This is a genomic window from Pseudomonas sp. ASL9 (assembly GCF_056680335.1).
In genome coordinates, this window is sequence record NZ_CM155277.1 from 2,262,595 (window position 1) to 2,280,987 (window position 18,393).

14 protein-coding genes are annotated in these 18,393 nt (G+C 57.8%); 5 read left to right on the forward strand and 9 right to left on the reverse strand.

Annotated features, from left to right (window positions below; translation table 11 throughout):
* Positions 1-688: 688 nt before the first annotated feature.
* The 7 genes from AC1ME2_RS10490 to amaB all read right to left on the reverse strand — a co-directional run bounded on the left by AC1ME2_RS10490 (position 689) and on the right by amaB (position 9,076).
* Positions 689-1,405, reverse strand: a complete 717-nt coding sequence (locus AC1ME2_RS10490) for an ABC transporter ATP-binding protein (protein ID WP_480440933.1) — start codon at positions 1,403-1,405, stop codon at positions 689-691.
* On the reverse strand, positions 1,402-2,277 hold the full coding sequence (locus AC1ME2_RS10495) for an ABC transporter ATP-binding protein (RefSeq protein ID WP_480440938.1): 876 nt from the start codon (positions 2,275-2,277) through the stop codon (positions 1,402-1,404). The genes AC1ME2_RS10490 and AC1ME2_RS10495 overlap by 4 nt, the downstream gene beginning before the upstream one ends.
* Positions 2,274-3,557, reverse strand: coding sequence for a high-affinity branched-chain amino acid ABC transporter permease LivM (livM, locus tag AC1ME2_RS10500; protein WP_480440941.1), 1,284 nt, complete (start codon positions 3,555-3,557; stop codon positions 2,274-2,276). Before livM ends, AC1ME2_RS10495 begins: the two co-directional genes overlap by 4 nt.
* A gap of 2 nt (positions 3,558-3,559) precedes the next feature.
* The gene (locus AC1ME2_RS10505) at positions 3,560-4,474 is read right to left on the reverse strand and encodes an ABC transporter permease subunit (protein WP_480442083.1); all 915 of its coding nucleotides are present in this window, start codon (positions 4,472-4,474) and stop codon (positions 3,560-3,562) included.
* Between the two features lie 191 nt (positions 4,475-4,665).
* Positions 4,666-5,799 carry a branched-chain amino acid ABC transporter substrate-binding protein gene (locus AC1ME2_RS10510; protein ID WP_480440943.1) on the reverse strand — a complete coding sequence of 378 codons (1,134 nt, stop codon included), beginning with the start codon at positions 5,797-5,799 and terminating at the stop codon, positions 4,666-4,668.
* Between the two features lie 377 nt (positions 5,800-6,176).
* On the reverse strand, positions 6,177-7,460 hold the full coding sequence (gene amaA, locus AC1ME2_RS10515) for an L-pipecolate oxidase (protein ID WP_480440945.1): 1,284 nt from the start codon (positions 7,458-7,460) through the stop codon (positions 6,177-6,179).
* 125 nt (positions 7,461-7,585) lie between these two features.
* Positions 7,586-9,076 carry an L-piperidine-6-carboxylate dehydrogenase gene (amaB, locus tag AC1ME2_RS10520; RefSeq protein ID WP_480440947.1) on the reverse strand — a complete coding sequence of 497 codons (1,491 nt, stop codon included), beginning with the start codon at positions 9,074-9,076 and terminating at the stop codon, positions 7,586-7,588.
* 180 nt (positions 9,077-9,256) lie between these two features.
* Here amaB and AC1ME2_RS10525 point away from each other — a divergent pair, with 180 nt between their 5' ends.
* From AC1ME2_RS10525 to AC1ME2_RS10540, 4 genes are all read left to right on the forward strand, one after another.
* Positions 9,257-10,159: a LysR family transcriptional regulator gene (locus AC1ME2_RS10525; RefSeq protein ID WP_480440948.1), complete on the forward strand. Its 903-nt coding sequence runs from the start codon at positions 9,257-9,259 to the stop codon at positions 10,157-10,159.
* Between the two features lie 99 nt (positions 10,160-10,258).
* Entirely contained in the window at positions 10,259-11,503 is a 1,245-nt protein-coding gene (pncB, locus tag AC1ME2_RS10530; protein WP_480440950.1) for a nicotinate phosphoribosyltransferase, read from the forward strand.
* A gap of 3 nt (positions 11,504-11,506) precedes the next feature.
* A complete protein-coding gene (gene nadE / locus AC1ME2_RS10535; RefSeq protein ID WP_480440953.1) occupies positions 11,507-12,334 on the forward strand; it encodes an ammonia-dependent NAD(+) synthetase in 828 nt (275 codons plus the stop codon).
* A gap of 204 nt (positions 12,335-12,538) precedes the next feature.
* A complete protein-coding gene (locus AC1ME2_RS10540; protein ID WP_480440955.1) occupies positions 12,539-13,573 on the forward strand; it encodes a 2-oxoadipate dioxygenase/decarboxylase family protein in 1,035 nt (344 codons plus the stop codon).
* Here AC1ME2_RS10540 and AC1ME2_RS10545 read toward each other — a convergent pair.
* Positions 13,570-14,475 (reverse strand): LysR substrate-binding domain-containing protein, encoded by a 906-nt coding sequence (locus AC1ME2_RS10545; RefSeq protein WP_480440957.1) that lies wholly within the window; start codon positions 14,473-14,475, stop codon positions 13,570-13,572. The two genes, AC1ME2_RS10540 and AC1ME2_RS10545, sit on opposite strands and share 4 nt — an antisense overlap.
* Positions 14,476-14,623: 148 nt before the next feature.
* On the opposite strand from AC1ME2_RS10545, the gene AC1ME2_RS10550 reads away from it, so the two are divergent.
* Positions 14,624-15,805: an acetyl-CoA C-acetyltransferase gene (locus AC1ME2_RS10550; protein WP_480440960.1), complete on the forward strand. Its 1,182-nt coding sequence runs from the start codon at positions 14,624-14,626 to the stop codon at positions 15,803-15,805.
* A gap of 182 nt (positions 15,806-15,987) precedes the next feature.
* Here the strand turns inward: AC1ME2_RS10550 and AC1ME2_RS10555 are convergent, their stop codons facing one another.
* A complete protein-coding gene (locus tag AC1ME2_RS10555) occupies positions 15,988-17,958 on the reverse strand; it encodes a sigma-54-dependent Fis family transcriptional regulator (RefSeq protein WP_480440963.1) in 1,971 nt (656 codons plus the stop codon).
* Positions 17,959-18,393 lie beyond the last annotated feature (435 nt).

An 18,393-nucleotide genomic window follows, 5' to 3' on the forward strand; every position in this document is an offset into this window, starting at 1 on the left:
CCCGCCCAAGCGGGTTGCCAGCAACCCTTTGGGGATAAATCAGCCTCCTGCGCCCTCTGCAACTGTACAAAAAACACTCTATCGAGGCAAAGCCACGCCCCGTATGGGCTGCACAGGGTTTTACCCACCTTATCCACAGTCAGACCCACAGTCTTTGGGGGCAAGTGCAAATGAGCTCAAACCCTTTAATCCGGGGCCTGCACGCGGATTTCGGAAGTTTTTCACTTGACCCTGAGGTCCGCGCATGTAGCAGGCCGAAATCAGCCTGTCGAGGCTAAACCGCAAGTGACGGCCCCATGCCAGTAACTACGGCCCTTAGCCGAACCTTTCCAGTGCTTGCCCACAGACTTATCCACAGGTTGCGTCGACAAATTTACTGTACGAATAACCAGCTATAAAAATGTTGACAGAACGCGCTGGAGCTCTTGTAAAAACCACTGATCAAAAAACAACCAGAACCCTGCAAGCCACGTAGCACAAGGGCTGCAGCCAGCTACTCCCACGTTACCCACAGCTGCCTCCACAGCAATCTTGGACAAGTCAAAAGCGTGACAAAACAACTATTTGCAGCGTCTTTATGTCGCGCTTTAAGAGCTTGTGAAAATTGTTTTCCACAATTTGAAAAAAGCGCGCCCCGAGTAAATTCACCCGGGGCGCGCTTTGTATTTACCGCCTGTTTTAACGCCTGTCAGTGACCGCCGAGGTAAGCGTTCCTGACCTCATCGTTGACCAACAATTCCTGCCCGGTGCCGGTTAGTCGGATCTCGCCGTTGACCATCACATACGCCCTATCAGACAGCTTCAGGGCGTGGTTGGCGTTCTGTTCCACGAGGAAAATCGTCATCCCGCTCTTGGCCAATTCGCGCAGCGTCTGGAAAATCTGCTTCACGATGATCGGCGCCAAGCCCAGCGACGGCTCATCGAGCAACAGCAGCTTGGGCCGGCTCATGAGTGCACGGGCGATGGCCAGCATCTGCTGTTCGCCGCCGGACATGGTCATGGCACGCTGGTTGCGGCGCTCCTTGAGCCGTGGGAATAGCTCAAACATGCGCTGCATGTCTTCGGTGGCGAATTTGTCACCGATAGGGATGGTGCCCATCAGCAGGTTTTCCTCGACGCTCATGTCGGGGAATACCCGCCGCCCTTCTGGTGACTGCGCAATGCCGTGGGAGGCTATGTAGTGCGAGGTCTTCTGCGTGATGTCCACGCCTTGGTAAATGATCTGCCCGCTGGCCGCCCGTGGCTGGCCGAAGATCGACATCAACAAGGTCGACTTACCGGCACCGTTAGAGCCGATCAGGCTGACGGTTTCACCTTCGCTTATGTGCAACGAGACTTTTTTCAGGGCCTGGATCGGCCCGTAAAACACATCGATCTCTTTCAGTTCGAGGATCGGTCCGCTCATACCAACTCCTCTTCATCAGCACCCAGGTACGCGGCGATCACTTTTGGATCGTTGCGAATCTGCTCCGGGCCGCCTTCGGCGATCACGTTGCCGTGGTCGAGTACCACGATGTAATCGGAAATACTCATGACCATGCCCATGTCGTGTTCAATCAGCACCACCGTCAGGTCGTGCTCGTCGCGCAGCAACCGAATCATCTTGCTCAGGGCTTCAGTTTCTTGCGGGTTGAGGCCGGCAGCCGGCTCGTCCAGGCAAATAATCTGCGGCCGCGTGCACATGGCCCGGGCGATTTCCAGACGCCGTTGTTGACCGTAGGACAACTCCCCGGCCAGGCGGTTGGCACAATCCACCAGGTCCACCACTTCCAACCAGTAGAAGGCATGGTCCAGGGCATCGCTTTCAGCTTTACGATAGCCCTTGGTGTTGAGAATCCCGGCCACCAGGTTGCGGTTGACCCACATGTGCTGGGCCACCAACAGGTTTTCCAGTACCGACATTTCCCTGAACAGACGAATGTTCTGGAACGTCCGCGCCAGACCGGCGCGGTTGATCAGGTGCGTGCCGCCGAACATTTTATAGAACAGGCGGCTGCCAAAGCTTTTTGGCGAGACGAAGTCGGTGGCCTTGAACGGCTCACCCAGCAGCTTGATGACGTTGGTGCTGGTGCCCCGACTGTTGAGCTGGATGCGCCCGCCGCTTGCTTTGTAGAAGCCGGTCAGGCAGTTGAACACCGTGGTTTTACCAGCACCGTTAGGGCCAATCAGAGCCGAAATCGAATTGCGTTTGATCTTCAGGCTGACGTCACTGAGGGCTTTGATCCCGCCAAAGTGCATCATCAGGTTCTCTACCGAGAGAATGACTTCATCGTTCATGGCGCCACTCCTTTACGCGGCGTCACACCGGTACGGCTGATCCGGATCAGGCCACGCGGCTTCCAGATCATCATCAACACCATGAGGATGCCGAACAGCAACACACGGTATTCGGCGAAGCTGCGCAGCAGTTCCGGGGCAACAGTCAGTACGAACGCGGCGATCACGACTCCGACGGTCGAGCCCATGCCACCCAATACAACGATGGCGAGGATCAACGCCGATTCGAAGAACGAGAACGAGGTCGGGTTGACGAAGCCTTGATAGGTGGCGAAAAACACCCCGGCCAGACCCGCCGTGGAAGCACCCAGGGTAAAGGCAGAGAGCTTGACCAGTACGTGGTTCAGGCCCATGGCGCGACAAGCGATCTCATCTTCGCGCAAGGCTTCCCAGGCACGACCGACCGGCATGCGAGTCAGCCGATGCTTGATGTACAGCACCAGCATCACGACGAGGAACAGCACGCCATAGATGAGCATGAACTTTACGTTCGGGTTGTATTCAGTCCCGAAGAATTGATGGAAGGGTATCCCGCCATCCTTCGCCACACGCCCGAACTCAATACCGAAAACCGACGGTGATGGCACCGGCATACCATTCGGCCCGCCTGTGAAGGACAGCCAATTGGTCAGTATCAGGCGAATGATTTCACCGAAGCCCAAGGTCACGATGGCCAGGTAGTCGCCGTGCATGCGTAATACGGGAAAGCCGAGTATGCATCCGGCCAGCGCCGCCATGAGTGCCGACAGCGGCAACATGGTCCAGAAGCCCAGGCCAAGGTAGTGATAACCCAGCGCCAGGCCATAAGCGCCGATGGCGTAGAACGCCACGTAACCCAGGTCGAGCAGGCCCGCCAGACCGACCACGATGTTCAGGCCAAGGCCCAGCAACACGTAGATCAAGCCCAGGATCACCACCGTCAGCAGGTACTTGTCGGCGAAGATCGGAAACACTATAGCGATCACGATCAAACCCGGGATGATCAAGCGCAGCCGCGATTTGTGATCAGGCGGCAGCACATGCACGCCTGAGCCGGTGACTTCGAAGCTTTGCTGGACCTTCACGCCCCTGGCGGTCTGCATGAACAGGCTCAAGACAAAACGTCCGATCATCACCGCGCCAACCATCCAGGCCACACGCGTCGGTTGCAGGTTATAGCTATAACCTTCAAGCACTACGCCCACGATCGGGCCGAAGACAATCAGGGCAATCAACCCGGCCAGAACAGCGTCGATCAGGCTTTTTTTGACATCAATTGGTTTTTTATTGGCTGCGGACATACTTATACCTTCGCCACGAGTGGGCGACCCAACAGGCCTTGAGGACGGAAAATCAGGATCAGTACCAGCAGCGAGAAGCTGAAGACGTCCTTATAGTCAGAGTTGATCACACCGGAAAACAGCGACTCGGAAACCCCTAGAATGATCCCGCCGAGCATGGCGCCAGGCAGCGAACCAATCCCTCCGAGCACCGCCGCGGTAAAGGCCTTGATGCCAATCACGAAGCCTGCGTAGAAATCGAAGGTGCCGTAGTTCACCGTGATCAAAACACCGGCCAGTGCAGCCATGGCAGCGCCGATGATGAACACGTACGAGATCACGCGGTCGGTGTTGATCCCGAGAATCGAGGCCATCTTGCGGTCTTGTTGGGTCGCACGACACATACGCCCCAACTTGGTGTATTTGATGATGTAGGTCAGCAGGGCCATCCCGACAAACGCTGCGACCAGAATAAAGATCTTGGTGTAGGTGATCTGCACAAAACCAGTACCGATATCGAATCTCAGCCCACCGCTCAGCAGCGTAGGAATACCCTGTTGCCGTGAGCCCTGAGCGATCTGTGCGTAGTTCTGCAGGATCAGAGAAACGCCGATAGCACTGATCAGCGGTGCCAGTCGAGTGGAGTTGCGTAGCGGTTTATAAGCGATGCGTTCAATGACCCAGCCATACACACCCGTCACGAAGACCGTGAACAGCAGGGTACCCAGGATCAACAACGGAAAGGATTCCACACCGAAGTAAGTCAGCAGAGCCAGGCTGATTGCCGAGAGGTACGCGGAAATCATATACACCTCGCCGTGGGCGAAGTTGATCATGCCAATGATGCCGTAGACCATTGTGTAGCCGATGGCGATCAGACCGTAGACCGACCCGAGGGTCAGACCGTTGATAACTTGTTGCAGGAAAATACCGTCCATCATGCACTCTCACACACTTGAGAGGCCACCGCGAACCCGGTGTCGATGAGCCCTTGTGAGGCGCACCTGGCCGGGTTCATGTGGCTCAGAAGAAAAATACCGGGCCTGCACGATTGCACAACCCATTACTAAAGCTGGGTCTGCGCCCCACGATTTATGTCGAGAGACCCAGGCCTGGCGATGCGTTTATCTCACTTCTGTTTTTCTAGCTGATGGTATTTGCCTGCCGCGTCCCACTGATAAACCACGTAGTCGGAGATTTTCAGGTCGCCTTTGCCATCCCATTCCTTCTTGCCCATCACGGTTTCCACCGGATTCGCCTTGAGCCATTTGCTGGCGTCTTCACCTTTGTTCGACTTGGCACCGTTGAAGCCAGCAGCCAGGGCTTGCACCGAGGCGTAGGCATACAGGGTGTAGCCTTCAGGCTCGTAACCGGACTTGCGGAAGGTTTCTACAACAGCCTTGCTGTCTGGAATCAGGCGCGGGTCAGCACCGAAGGTCATGTACACACCGTCGACGTACGGAGCACCACCGGCAGTAGTCACCATTTCGTCAGTCACGATGCCGTCATCGGACATGAACTTGACGTCTTTCATACCTTGCTCACGCAGTTGGTGGACCAGTGGGCCAGCTTCCGGGTGCAGACCGCCGAAATAAAGGACATCAGCCCCTACCGAACGGACTTTAGTGATCGTGGCGCTGAAATCTTTCTCGCCGCGGGTCAGACCTTCTTCAAGAACCGGCTTCACGCCACGTGCGGTCAACTGCTTGGCAGTCGCGTCTGCCAGGCCCTTACCATAGGTGTCTTTGTCGTTGATGACGGCAACTTTTTTGCCTTTCAGGACGTCGACGATGTAGTTACCCGCGACGATACCTTGCTGGTCATCACGTCCGCACATACGCAACATTGCGGGCAGGCCGCGCTCGGTGACCGCCGGGTTGGTAGAACCCGGAGTGATTGCGATGATGCCTGCGTCGGCGTAGACCTCAGAGGCAGGGATGGTTGACGACGAGCAGAAGTGCCCGACAACGCCGATAACCTTGTCCTGTACCATTTTGTTCGCTACGGACACAGCCTGTTTCGGCTCGCAAGCGTCATCGCCCTGGACCAGTACAATTTTTTCGCCGTTGATGCCGCCTTTGGCGTTGATTGCATCCGCCGCAGCTTGCGCGCCTTTCATGTATTGCAAGCCGAAGGAAGCGCTAGGACCGGTCATCGGACCCGCCACACCAATTTTGACATCAGCCTGAGCAAACGAAGAAACACCCAATGCAGTAGCAACTGCGAGTGCCAGAAAACCTTTCCTGTAAAACGTCTGTGACATGGTTGGTGCTCCTGAGGTTTTTTAGTTAGCACAGCGACTTCAGCACAAGCTTTGATTCAGCTACAAGCGCAGAGCAAGTGGCGTGCCATAGGTTTTTTATTCTTAAAAAAGTCGTTGTTTTGTTGTTATTCGACCGTTTCGTGCCCATTTTTATTAGGCGTGCAACCGTCTAAACCGGAACAGGTACAACCCTCCGCATAAAAAAGAGCAACCCTCACTTATAAAACTTGCAACCCGCGCAGATACCCCCGTGCAACCTGCCTGTAACAGTATGCGTCACCGAAGTGCACACCCGAGGTGCGCGACCGCTACGAGACGCACCATTAGGAGGTTAGTTGGTGCGCGAAAAAGCGCCGCTCGTTGCCAGAAAATTCTTCTCAAATCACGATTCGCAGGCACTGGCCCGCGTGATACAGGGAAAAACCGGCTTCATATAAACAGCTACGCAGGCCGATGGCCGACACCGGCAACATCGGTGCAAAGGGAATCGGTAGCGCCTTGGCATCGCCATGGCACAGATAGTCGGCAAACGCCTTGCCCACTACGCTACCGGTGGTGTTGCCGCGACCGTTATAACCGGTAACCGCCACCAACCCCGGCGCAGGCTCGAAGAGTCGCAGCAAGTGATCGGGGGTGAACGCGATGCAACCGGTCCAGGTGCACTCCCACTCCACCGGTTTGAGGTACGGAAAATAATGCTGTTGCACCCGATCGGCCCAGGCCTTGAGGAACCAGGTCGGTTTCTGATTGCCATTGCCCAGACTGCCCAATAGCAAACGACCCTCAGCATCGCGACGAATGCTGCTGAGCACCTGACGCGTATCCCAGGAACCCTGGCCTCCGGGCAAAATCTGCTGCGCAGCCTCTTCGGTCAGCGGCGCCGATGCGACCTGATAGTAATACCCAGGAAAAAAGTTGCGGCGCAGCTCCGTCCATTCGCCTTCGGTATAGGCGTTGGAAGCAACCACCACTTTCTCGGCCAGCACCGCGCCGTGTTCGGTGATCACGCACCAGCGTTCGCCTTGGCGCTCAAGACGCGTGACCGGAGAGTGATCAAATAACTGACCGCCGAGACTACCCACTGCCTTGGCGAGCCCGCTGGTGAAGGCCATCGGGTTGAACGTGCCGGCGCGACGATCCAGCAGTGCGGCGGATATTTTCTGAGTGCCGGTGGCGTGCTCGCAGGCTTTGCCGGTCAGTAACTCGACGGGCGCACCACGGCGCTTCCATTGCTCTTCACGACTGCGCAGGTCCGCAACGCCATGGGCGTTGTGCGCCATGTGCAGCGTGCCTTCACGGCGCAGTTGGCAGTCGATGTTGTATTTGTCGATCAAGCTGAACACCAGCGACGGCGCAGCGCCGAGCATCTGATTCAACTGGCTGCCAACTTTCTTTCCGAACCCGGCTTCGATTTCGTCCGGTGGAATCCACAACCCTGCGTTGACCAGCCCGACATTACGCCCCGAGCCACCGTGGCCGGTGCGATGGGCCTCAAGCACGGCGACCCGCTTGCCCTGTTCCAGCAAATGAATGGCTGCCGACAGCCCGGTGATGCCCGCGCCAATCACGCACACATCAACCGTCAATTCACCCTTGAGCGCCTCGGCCTCGGGCCGTTGCGGTGTCAGCTTTTCCCACAGACATTCTTCGCGTAGCGGCATCGCAAAAACCCCTGAGAATACTGTGCAAAATTTTGTGTTGCTGATCCATCACTTCGCGAACAAGTTCGCTCCTACAGGATTTGCGCAGTCTCTGTAGGAGTTCAACTTGTTCGCGATAGGGGTTATCAGTCGAACGTAATGCCTTGCGCCAATGGCAATTCAAGGGAGTAGTTCACGGTCGCCGTCTGGCGACGCATGTAACCGCGCCACGCATCGGAACCCGACTCACGACCGCCACCGGTTTCTTTCTCACCACCGAAAGCACCGCCGATTTCCGCACCGCTTGGGCCGATGTTGACGTTGGCGATCCCGCAGTCGCTGCCCAGTGCCGAGATAAACTGCTCAGCTTCGCGCACGTCCGTGGTGAAAATGCACGACGACAGGCCTTGCGGCACCGCGTTGTTCAGGCGCACGGCTTCAGCGAAGTCTTCATAACCCACTACGTACAGAATCGGGGCAAAGGTTTCAGTGCAGACCACATCACTTTGCTCAGGCATTTCGACGATGGCCGGGGACACGTAGTAGGCATCAGGGAACTGCTCGACCAACTGGCGTTCGCCGCCAAATACTCGGCCGCCTTCGCTCAGGGCCTGTTCCAGGGCGTCCTGCATGTTTTCGTAGCTGTGCTTGTCGATCAGCGGACCGACCAGATTGCCTTCCAGCGGATGACCGATGCGCACGTTGGCGTAAGCGGTTTTCAGACGGCTGACGATTTCGCCCTTGACCGATTCGTGGGCAATCAAACGACGCAAACTGGTGCAGCGCTGACCGGCCGTACCGACGGCGCTGAACAGAATCGCGCGTACCGCCAGATTGAGGTCGGCGCTTGGGCCGAGGATCATCGCGTTGTTGCCGCCCAACTCAAGAATACTGCGGGCAAAGCGTGCGGCGATTTTTGGCGCGACTTCGCGGCCCATGCGCGTACTGCCGGTGGCACTGATCAGCGCCACACGCGGATCGTCGACCAGCGCTTCGCCGGCTTCACGCCCACCGATGACCACTTGGCTCAGGTACGCCGGGGCATCAGGGAAGTGCTTGAGCACGCCTTCGAACAGCGCCTGGCAGGCCAGTGCGGTCAGCGGGGTTTTCTCCGACGGCTTCCAGATCACGGCATTGCCGCAGACCAGCGCCAATGCGGTATTCCAGGCCCAGACGGCGACCGGAAAGTTGAACGCACTGATCACCCCGACGACGCCCAGCGGGTGCCAGGTTTCGCGCATGTGGTGGCCAGGGCGCTCGGAAGCAATGGTCAAGCCGTACAACTGGCGCGACAGGCCGACGGCGAAGTCGCAGATGTCGATCATTTCCTGCACTTCACCCAGACCTTCCTGAGTGATCTTGCCGGCTTCCCACGACACCAGCGCACCCAGCTCGGCCTTGTGCTTGCGCAGGGCCTCGCCGAACAGACGCATGAGTTCACCACGACGGGGTGCCGGGACTTTGCGCCAGGCTTCGAAGGCATGTTCGGCACGCGTGACGTGCTGTTCGACTTCCGCTCGGCCTTCCCAATGCACGGAAGCGATACGGCTGCCATCGACAGGTGTGTGCACGGCCTGATCGCCTTTCTGATACAGGGCGGGGTCGACACCGAGGCGGTTGAGCAAGTCGGTAAGCATGTTGTCTCCTTGATTCTGGAAATGAAAAACGGAAATCCAAAGATGGGCAAATACGTCAGGCTCTACTAATAGCTGGCCTGAGGCGTGCGAACAAACGACCATTAGGCGAGATATCATTCCGTTTATTCATGCTGCCCTCCCATCTGCACATGGCAGCCTCGAAAAACATAAGGCCTGAGCATGCTCAACAAACGTTATCTGCCATCAATCACCGCTTTGCAATGCTTTGAGGCAGTGACCCGGCACTTGAGTTTTACCCGGGCTGCAGAAGAGCTGAACCTGACGCAAAGCGCCGTCAGCAAACAAGTCGCCCAGCTTGAAGAGTTGGTGCAACACTTATTGTTTCGCCGTGTGCGCCGACGCCTACAACTGACCCCGGCCGGCGCGCTGTACCTAGGCGAAGTGCGAAAAATCCTCACGCAGGTGGAAATGTCCACCCACTACCTGCGTTCCTACGGTGGCGAAACCGAAGTGTTGCGGGTGTCCACGCCATCGACCTTCGGCGCCCGCTGGCTGGTGCCCCGGCTCAAAGGCTGGCGATTGCGCCACCCGCACATTCATCTGGACCTGATGGATGAACAGGAACCCGACGACCTGATTCAGGGCCGCTGTGACCTGGCGTTCTATTTCGGCCAGGGTGCCCGCCCGGGTGCCGAGTCGGTAAAACTGTTCAGCGAAGAGCTGATTCCCGTCTGCGCGCCCGGCAGCCTGCCGGATAAACCGTTCACCGATCCGACGCAACTGAGCGAACTGGTGCTGCTGCAAAGCGCCTCACGCCCACAAGCCTGGCATGAGTGGTTCGACAGCCAGGGTTATCACACTGAACACAGCTACCACGGACCGCGCTTCGAGACGTTCTACATGTGCATACGCGCCGCACAGGTCGGGTGCGGCGTCGCGCTGCTGCCCCGGTTTCTGGTCGAAGAAGAGCTGGCGGACGGCAAGTTGATCATCCCTTGGCCCCACGCGTTGCCCAGCCATGACGCGTATTATCTGGCCTACCCGGAGCACACCGCTGAAGTGCCGAAAATCCGGGATTTCGTGCGTTGGATGCTGGAACAGTTGGATAACCCGACAAGTTAGAGGCGACAATGCAGGCCGCACGGACTTTGTCAGCGCCTTGAAAGCGCTGCCTGAGCGTCGCGAGCCCATCCCCATCGGCTGCTCTGGAGAGCTGACAACATGAGTGAGAGCGCCTTCTCCGATCGCATCGTGCAGAACCTGCTCGACACCGACTTCTACAAGCTGACCATGATGCAAGCGGTGCTGCACAACTACCCAAACGTCGACGTGGAGTGGGAGTTTCGTTGCCGCAATGGCGAAGACCTGCGGCCCTATCTGGCCGAGATTCGTCATCAGATCGAACTGCTCTGCGAGCTGTCCATGAGCGACGCTCAACTGGGTTTTCTTGAGCGCATCAGTTTTATGAAGCCGGACTTTCTGCGCTTCCTCGGGTTGTTCCGCTTCAACATGCGCTATGTGCAGACCAGCGTCGAAGACGGTGAACTGTGCATCCGCCTGCACGGGCCGTGGCTGCACGTGATCATGTTCGAAGTGCCGCTGCTGGCGATTGTCAGCGAAGTGCGCAACCGCCACCGCCACCCAGGCACATTGCTCGTGCAGGCCCGTGATCAGCTGTATCGCAAATTCGACTGGCTATACGCCAACGCCACCGCCGATGAGCTGGCCGAACTGAAAGTGGCGGACTTCGGCACTCGTCGGCGCTTCTCCTACCGCGTGCAGGAAGAAGTGGTCCGCGTGCTCAAACATGACTTCCCCGGCCAGTTTGTCGGCACCAGTAACGTGCAACTGGCCCGTCAGTTGGACCTCAAACCGCTCGGCACCATGGCCCACGAATGGATCATGGCCCACCAGCAACTCGGTCCACGGCTGATCGACAGCCAAATTGCCGCGCTTGATTGCTGGGTCCGTGAATACCGCGGCCTGCTGGGCATCGCCCTGACCGACTGCATCACCACCGACGCCTTTCTCAGCGATTTCGATCTGTACTTCGCCAAGCTGTTCGACGGTTTGCGCCATGATTCCGGCGACCCGATAGTATGGGCCGAAAAATGCATCGATCATTACCAGAAGCTGGGCATCGACCCTATGAGCAAGACGCTGGTGTTCTCCGACGGTCTGAACTTGCCCAAGGCCCTGGACATCTTCCGCACGCTACGGGGTCGTATCAACGTCAGTTTCGGCATCGGGACCAATCTGACCGCCGATATTCCAGGGGTAGAGCCCTTGAGCATTGTGCTTAAAATGACGGCCTGCGCGGGCCAGGCCGTCGCGAAAATCTCCGACGAGCCCGGCAAGACGCAATGCCAGGACCCTAATTTCTCCGCCTACCTGCGGCATGTGTTCAAAGTGCCCGCGACCCCGATGTCCGACCCTTCCGTTTCCGCACAACCTGTTAAGGAGTGACTCATGCAAGCCGTACAGCTCCAGATCGCTGAAGAGCTCAACGTCCAACCGCCTTTCGCCGACCAGAACGCACTTGAAGCCGAGGTTGCCCGACGGATCGTCTTTATCCAGCAATGCCTGCACAACGCCAGGCTCAAGACCCTGGTACTGGGCATCAGTGGCGGCGTCGATTCGCTGACCGCCGGTTTGCTCGCGCAACGCGCCGTCGAGCAGTTGCGTAAAAGCACCGGGGACGACAGCTATCGGTTCATCGCCGTCCGCCTGCCGTATCAGGTCCAGTTCGACGAGCACGAAGCCCAGGCATCTATGGAGTTTATTGCGCCGGACGAGTCGCACACGGTCAATATCGGTCCTTCTGTGCAAGCGCTGGCTGCGCAGGTCAAGGCATTCGAAGGCCAGCACGCCAGTGCTGTGGATTTTGTGATGGGCAATATCAAGGCGCGGATGCGCATGGTCGCTCAATACACCATCGCCGGCGCGCGTCAGGGGCTGGTGATCGGCACCGACCATGCGGCGGAAGCGGTCATGGGCTTTTTTACCAAGTTCGGCGACGGCGCCTGCGACCTGGCACCGCTCAGCGGGCTGGTGAAAAATCAGGTCCGAGCCATTGCCCGCAGCTTTGGCGCCCCGCAATCGCTGGTGGAAAAAGTCCCAACCGCCGACCTTGAGGACCTGGTGCCCGGCAAACCGGACGAAGCATCCCACGGCGTCACCTATGCCGAGATCGATGCGTTCCTGCACGGCGAGTCGGTCCGCGAAGAAGCCTTCAACATCATCCGCGAGACCTACGCGAAAACTCAGCACAAACGCGACCTGCCGCTCGCGCCTTGAGATTGTGCGGGATCCCTTCGCGAATAAATTCACTCCCACAGAGTTTGCGCTGTCCTTGTGGGAGTGAGTTCATTCGCGAAAGCGGTACGTCGGGCAAACCCCAACAATAGAAAACGGAATGAACCTGCCGTTTTTTTTCGCTTGTCGGGCTTTGCCATCAAGGCTTTCATAGGCGTCTCTTTTCTGAAACCAGAGCCGCTCCCCATGTCATCTTTCGAAGGCCTGTTCTCTCTCGTCGCATCCATCGTTGGCCAACCCGCTGCGGAGTGGCTAGACGCTCACGTCGAAGTACCCGAAGGCCTGCACGCCTTCAGTTGGAGCGAGACGTCGCTGCATCGGGCGTGGCTGGCTGAAGCACTGAACCTGTGCCTGCTGCACAAGCTGGTGGAGGCGGTGCCCGTGGGCCGTGTGTATGTCGAGGAACAGGCCGGACAAGGGCGCAAAGTGCTGTTCGACCATGGCGCCATTCGTACCGTGGACTGGGTCGAAAACGGCGAACTGCCCCGTGGTCGCCAGGCATTCGCCCGTTTGCTGGAACCGCTGGGTTTTACCGATGTGCGTACGTATCCATTGACCAAACTGAACATGACCGGCTGGGGTTATCGCCAGCAGGACCTGCCGGAAGATATCGCCCAGTTCTTTGTGTCCGAACTGCACCCAGGCCGCTTCAGCCAAGCCTTTCAGGCGGCAGTCAGCCGCGTGGTCGGCTCCAGTCGTGATCCACTGAACGCCGAACACTTGAGCATCCTCAAACGCCTGCAACTGACCCGCCACTGCACCCTGGGCGAAGCGTACCGCTTGCTGCCGGGACTGTATGAAGCGTTCGGGCGTCAGCATGGCGTGGTGCAACACGCGGATTATCAGCAGGTACTGAGTGAGAGCGCCGAAATGGCCTGGATCGCCACCGAAGGCAATAGCTTCAACCACCTTACAGACCGGGTCACCGACCTTGAGACCTTGGTGGCTGAACAGAACCGCAGAGAACGGCCGATGAAGGCCCGCATCGAGGTATCGGCTTCAGGCCGGGTGATGCAGACCGCCTACAAGGCCTGCACCGTGAAGCGCGAACTGGCGGACGCCCATGGGCACTTGCACGAACATCAGGTGCCAGGGTCGTTTGTCGAATTCATCCAGCGCAAACTCGACCCGGTCGACGACACGCTCGATCTCAACTTCGACAGCAGCAATGCTCAGGGTATTTTCAAGATGACCGAGTCGAGGCTACTGAGCCTCTCCTAAACCAACTCCAGGAATGGCTTGACCGGCCTTCCGTCTTTTAAAATTTCAAAGAGCGCCTGGGCGGCGGCCGACAGCTGATGGCCAGACTTGGTCAGCACGCCGATTGATCGCTCGATCATCGGGGCGCGCAATGTGATGCAGTGTGCACCCAGCTCTTGCATCTGACCGGCACATAGCGCCGGTACCGCGCTCACGCCAAGGCCACTGGCAACCATCCTGCCCACCGTGGTCAATTGGTGGCACTCGAATTCCACCGAGAGCTTCATATTCTGGGCACTCAGGTGTTCCTCAAGCATGACGCGCACGGTCGAAGGCCTTTGCAGCGCGATAAAGGGCAGTTTCATCAGCGATTCCCAGTCGGTTTCACCGCAGTGCGCCAGGGGTGAATCTATAGGCACCACCGCGACGAAACGGTCGACGTACAACGGCGTGAACTCGAGCGATGACCCCTCCTGCGGCTCGAAAGCCACCCCCAGTTCCACCTGACGATCTCGGACCATTTCGAGCACCTGCTCGTTGATCACATCGTTCACCGTGACGTTCACCTTCGGGTATCGCGCACGAAAGGTTTTCAGAATAGGCGGCAGCAGGTTGCCCGCAAACGAGGGCATCGCCGCGATGGTGACCTTGCCCCGCTGAAGGGTGAAGCGTTGACGAAGGTCGTCTTCGGCATTGTCCCAATCAGCAATCAGTCGTCGGGCTAACGGCAACAAAGCCTCTCCCTCGGGGGTCAACTCGACACTGCGCGTCGAGCGACTGAACAGCCGGCCTCCCAGCCCTTCCTCCAGCGCCTTGATCGTCAAGCTGAGCGCCGACTGCGACAAATGCAGGCGCTCACAGGCGACAACAAAACTGAGGCTATGTGCCACAGCAAGAAATGCTCGAATCTGCTTCACAGTCATCAGCGGTGCCTCGGGATGGCGTGTTTTATTATTTTAATTTATCTATTAATCGATCTTAAAAATCAACTTAACAAATGAACGCACGGAGGTAACACTCCTCCGCAATGGCTGACCGGCCACCCGCTAAAAATAATAGAGGAGTGATTCGATGCAAGAAGTCGTCATTGTCGCTGCGACCCGTACCGCCATTGGGAGCTTTCAGGGCTCACTGGCGGGCATTCCTGCGCAGGAGCTGGGGGCTGCGGTCATCCGTCGCCTGCTTGAGCAGACCGGCTTGAACGGTAGCGAAGTGGATGAAGTCATCCTCGGCCAGGTGCTCACTGCCGGCAGCGGACAAAACCCTGCACGCCAGGCCTCGATCCTCGGCGGCCTGCCCTACGCGGTACCGGCGCTGACCCTGAACAAGGTCTGCGGTTCGGGGCTCAAGGCCCTGCATCTGGGCGCTCAAGCGATCCGTTGCGGCGATGCTGACGTCGTCATCGCGGGCGGCATGGAGAACATGAGCCTGGCCCCTTACGTGATGCCCGGTGCACGCACAGGCCTGCGCATGGGCCACGCGAAAATAATCGACACCATCATCAACGATGGCCTGTGGGATGCCTTCAATGATTACCACATGGGTATCACCGCAGAGAATCTGGCCGACCACTATGGCATCACCCGCGAGGAGCAGGATGCGTTCGCCGCAGCCTCACAGCAGAAAGCCACGGCGGCCATTGAGGCCGGTCGTTTTGCCGACGAGATCACCCCGATTCTGATCCCGCAACGCAAAGGCGATCCGCTGTCCTTCGCGGTTGATGAGCAACCCCGCGCCGAGACCACGCCAGCTTCCCTGGCCAAGCTCAAACCTGCGTTCAAAAAGGACGGCAGCGTCACCGCTGGCAATGCCTCCAGCCTCAACGATGGCGCCGCTGCGGTGTTGCTGATGAGCGCCAACAAAGCCAAAGAACTGGGCTTGCCCGTTCTTGCGCGGATCGTCAGTTATGCCAACGCTGGCGTCGATCCGGCAATCATGGGCATCGCACCCGTACCGGCGACCCAACGCTGCCTGGAAAAGGCGGGATGGGGTCTGGACGAGCTGGAGTTGATCGAGGCCAATGAAGCGTTCGCCGCCCAGTCCCTGGCGGTCGGCAAGGAGCTGCAATGGGACGCGAGCAAGGTCAACGTCAACGGTGGGGCCATTGCCCTTGGCCACCCCATTGGAGCTTCAGGGTGTCGGGTTCTGGTGTCTCTGCTGTACGAAATGATCAAGCGTGACGCGAAAAAAGGTTTGGTCACCCTGTGCATTGGCGGCGGTCAGGGCGTGGCAATGGCGATAGAACGGGCATAACCCGGCACGCTTTCAACGGGTAAAGTCCGGGTCCACGACACCCGTACTTTACCGGGTGAAAAACCAGGCGCGACCTCGGTTGCGCCTGGCCTGATCCTCGCTGGCCTGAATAACATAAGCGTTCCGCTAATGAGCGCCTGAACCCTCAAAAAAGAGTTTTATGTAGCGACGTCAGTCCGACGTTAATTATCCAGCGCTCCCCCTTCACGTTTGATTCCATAACGTTTAATACGCAGGTAAAGCGTGCTTTTGGCGATGCCCAGTTCCTTCGCTACCAACGTAAGGTTGCCTCGACACTGCTCAATCGTTTTGGAAATAACCTGACACTCTGTTTCCTTCAGGCTGCCTCTGGGGCTTTCGCTGTGCTGAACAACCGTTTTTTGCACATAGGAAGGCAGGTCCGAAAGTCTCAAGGTTGCGCCGCCCATCAGCAACATGCCCTCTATTACATTGCGTAGTTCCCGGACGTTACCCGGCCAGGCATAGGCCACTAGATGCCCAAGCAGGTCGTCTTCCATGTGTGGAACTTGAACGCCGTGTCGATGGGCTCGGCTTACTAGCAAGTGTTCAACCAACCGTGGAATATCTTCCTTGCGCTCGCGCAGTGGAGGAATCGTTACACTGGTCACCGCGATCCGATAAAACAAGTCATTGCGAAAACGTTGATTGGCCACATCTTCGCGCAAATCACGGTGGGTTGCCGCGACCAGCCTAAAGTTTACTTTGCGTGCTTCTGTCTCGCCCAGCCGGTATATCTCCCCCTCTTCCAGCACCCGAAGAAGATAACTTTGCAACTCCAAGGGCATTTCGCCGATTTCATCCAGAAACAGTGTGCCCCCGTCTGCGGCTTCAATCTTGCCTTTCATGCCTCCACGGCGAGCCCCGGTGAACGCCCCTTCCGCATAACCGAACAATTCGCTGGAGAGCAGATCCTTGGAAAGACTCCCACAGTTAATGGAGACAAACGGCCCGTTTCTGCCAACACCTGAATAATGAATACCTTGCGCAAAAGCTTCCTTGCCGACCCCTGTTTCCCCGTGCAAAAGGACCGATACGTGGGAGTTGGCCAGTTGTTTAGCTTTTCGCAGAGACTCGACAAGCGCCGGGCTCTCCCCGACGATGCTGTCGAACCCTGTGCGTTTTTCACAGTCTTCGTTGCGGGCCAATGTGGTAATAGACGGTCGAACCAGTGCTCTACTCGGCACCCGTATCAATGTGCCTAAACGCACACCTTGCGCGCTAACTGACTGCAGCCAGTCGACAGATAACCACTGCGGTAAAACGCCCATCAAGCGTCCGTAATCATCCACGCACAATGACGGTATACGGCAGTTATTTGCGACGTTGAAATCGATGCCTCGGGCAGTCAGCGCCCCGTAAGCCTGAGCATTGGCCTTGATCAGGAAACCACTGGCATCGAACAGCATGATCCCCTCGCCCGCTTCTCTCCATAGATCGACAGAGGCGTCCAATAGCCGGTAGCGATTGGCGGCGTTTTGCTTGGCCAATGCGGACTCGATCCGGTCGGCCGTGGTCACCGCCAGCGCAAGCATATGGCGGTTGTAGGTCTTCGACTCTCCCGAAACGTTCAGCACACCCAGAATCTGGCCATCGGAAGGGTCACGGATGACCGTGGCCGAACAGGTCCACTGCTTGATGCCTTCACAGAAATGCTCCGCCGCGTGAACCTGGACGGGGCCTTCCAACAACAGCGCGGTGCCAATGGCATTGGTCCCGCAAACGTCTTCGCCCCAGGGGCTGCCAGGGAGCAAATGAATGTGCTCGGCGCTCCTTAGCGTATAGGGGTCGCCGCCCGTCTCGATAATCATGCCGCTGCTGTCGGCTAAAACGATGACGGTGCCCGTCTGCGCAAGAAACTGGTTGGCCATGGCCATCGCCATTGCACTGACGTCCAGCAGGCGTGCCTGACCACCACGGATCACCGCGAGCTGTGCCTGGGTTACCGGTTCCGGTGCATGTCGAAGCGTTGGGTTGACGCGTTTGTCCAGGCAGCGCCGCCACGAGTCCCCCACCGGATAGCGCAATACAGAAGCAGGTGTTTCGACGCCGCTGAGGACGCCCTCCCACGCAGCCAGGATCTGACCATCGTGTTCTGGTCGTGGGTAGACGAAATCCGGGTGCGAAGCATTCATCAACACATCCTCCTTTCTTATTATGTATGTGCCCGCCTGGCAGCACAGCGGGGGCGCAGCGTTCTATATAACAACGAACGCCACTTTTAGGCCATGTCCCTCATAGCAGTTCGCCCTGACTGTACCCCTTCACCTGCGCGCCCTACCACCCTCCACAGACGAAGAGGACGAACGGCGTCGGGCGGACCGTGCTGAACGCGGCTCAAGAATATCCCTGTTTATAGGAATATGGACCGAATGAAAGTCATCCACTCATCCGTCCGAGAATCAAACGCCCGACCCATAAAACAATCCGAAACCCGTCGGACTGATACCTTAATCATTTAAAAATCAAGCAGTTACAAATAATTAATTTGCTGGCATGCCGATTGCTCTTTCTTACTCGGCAGCCGCAACAATCTGTCCGTACACAGTGATGCGTCACACGCTCAAGAG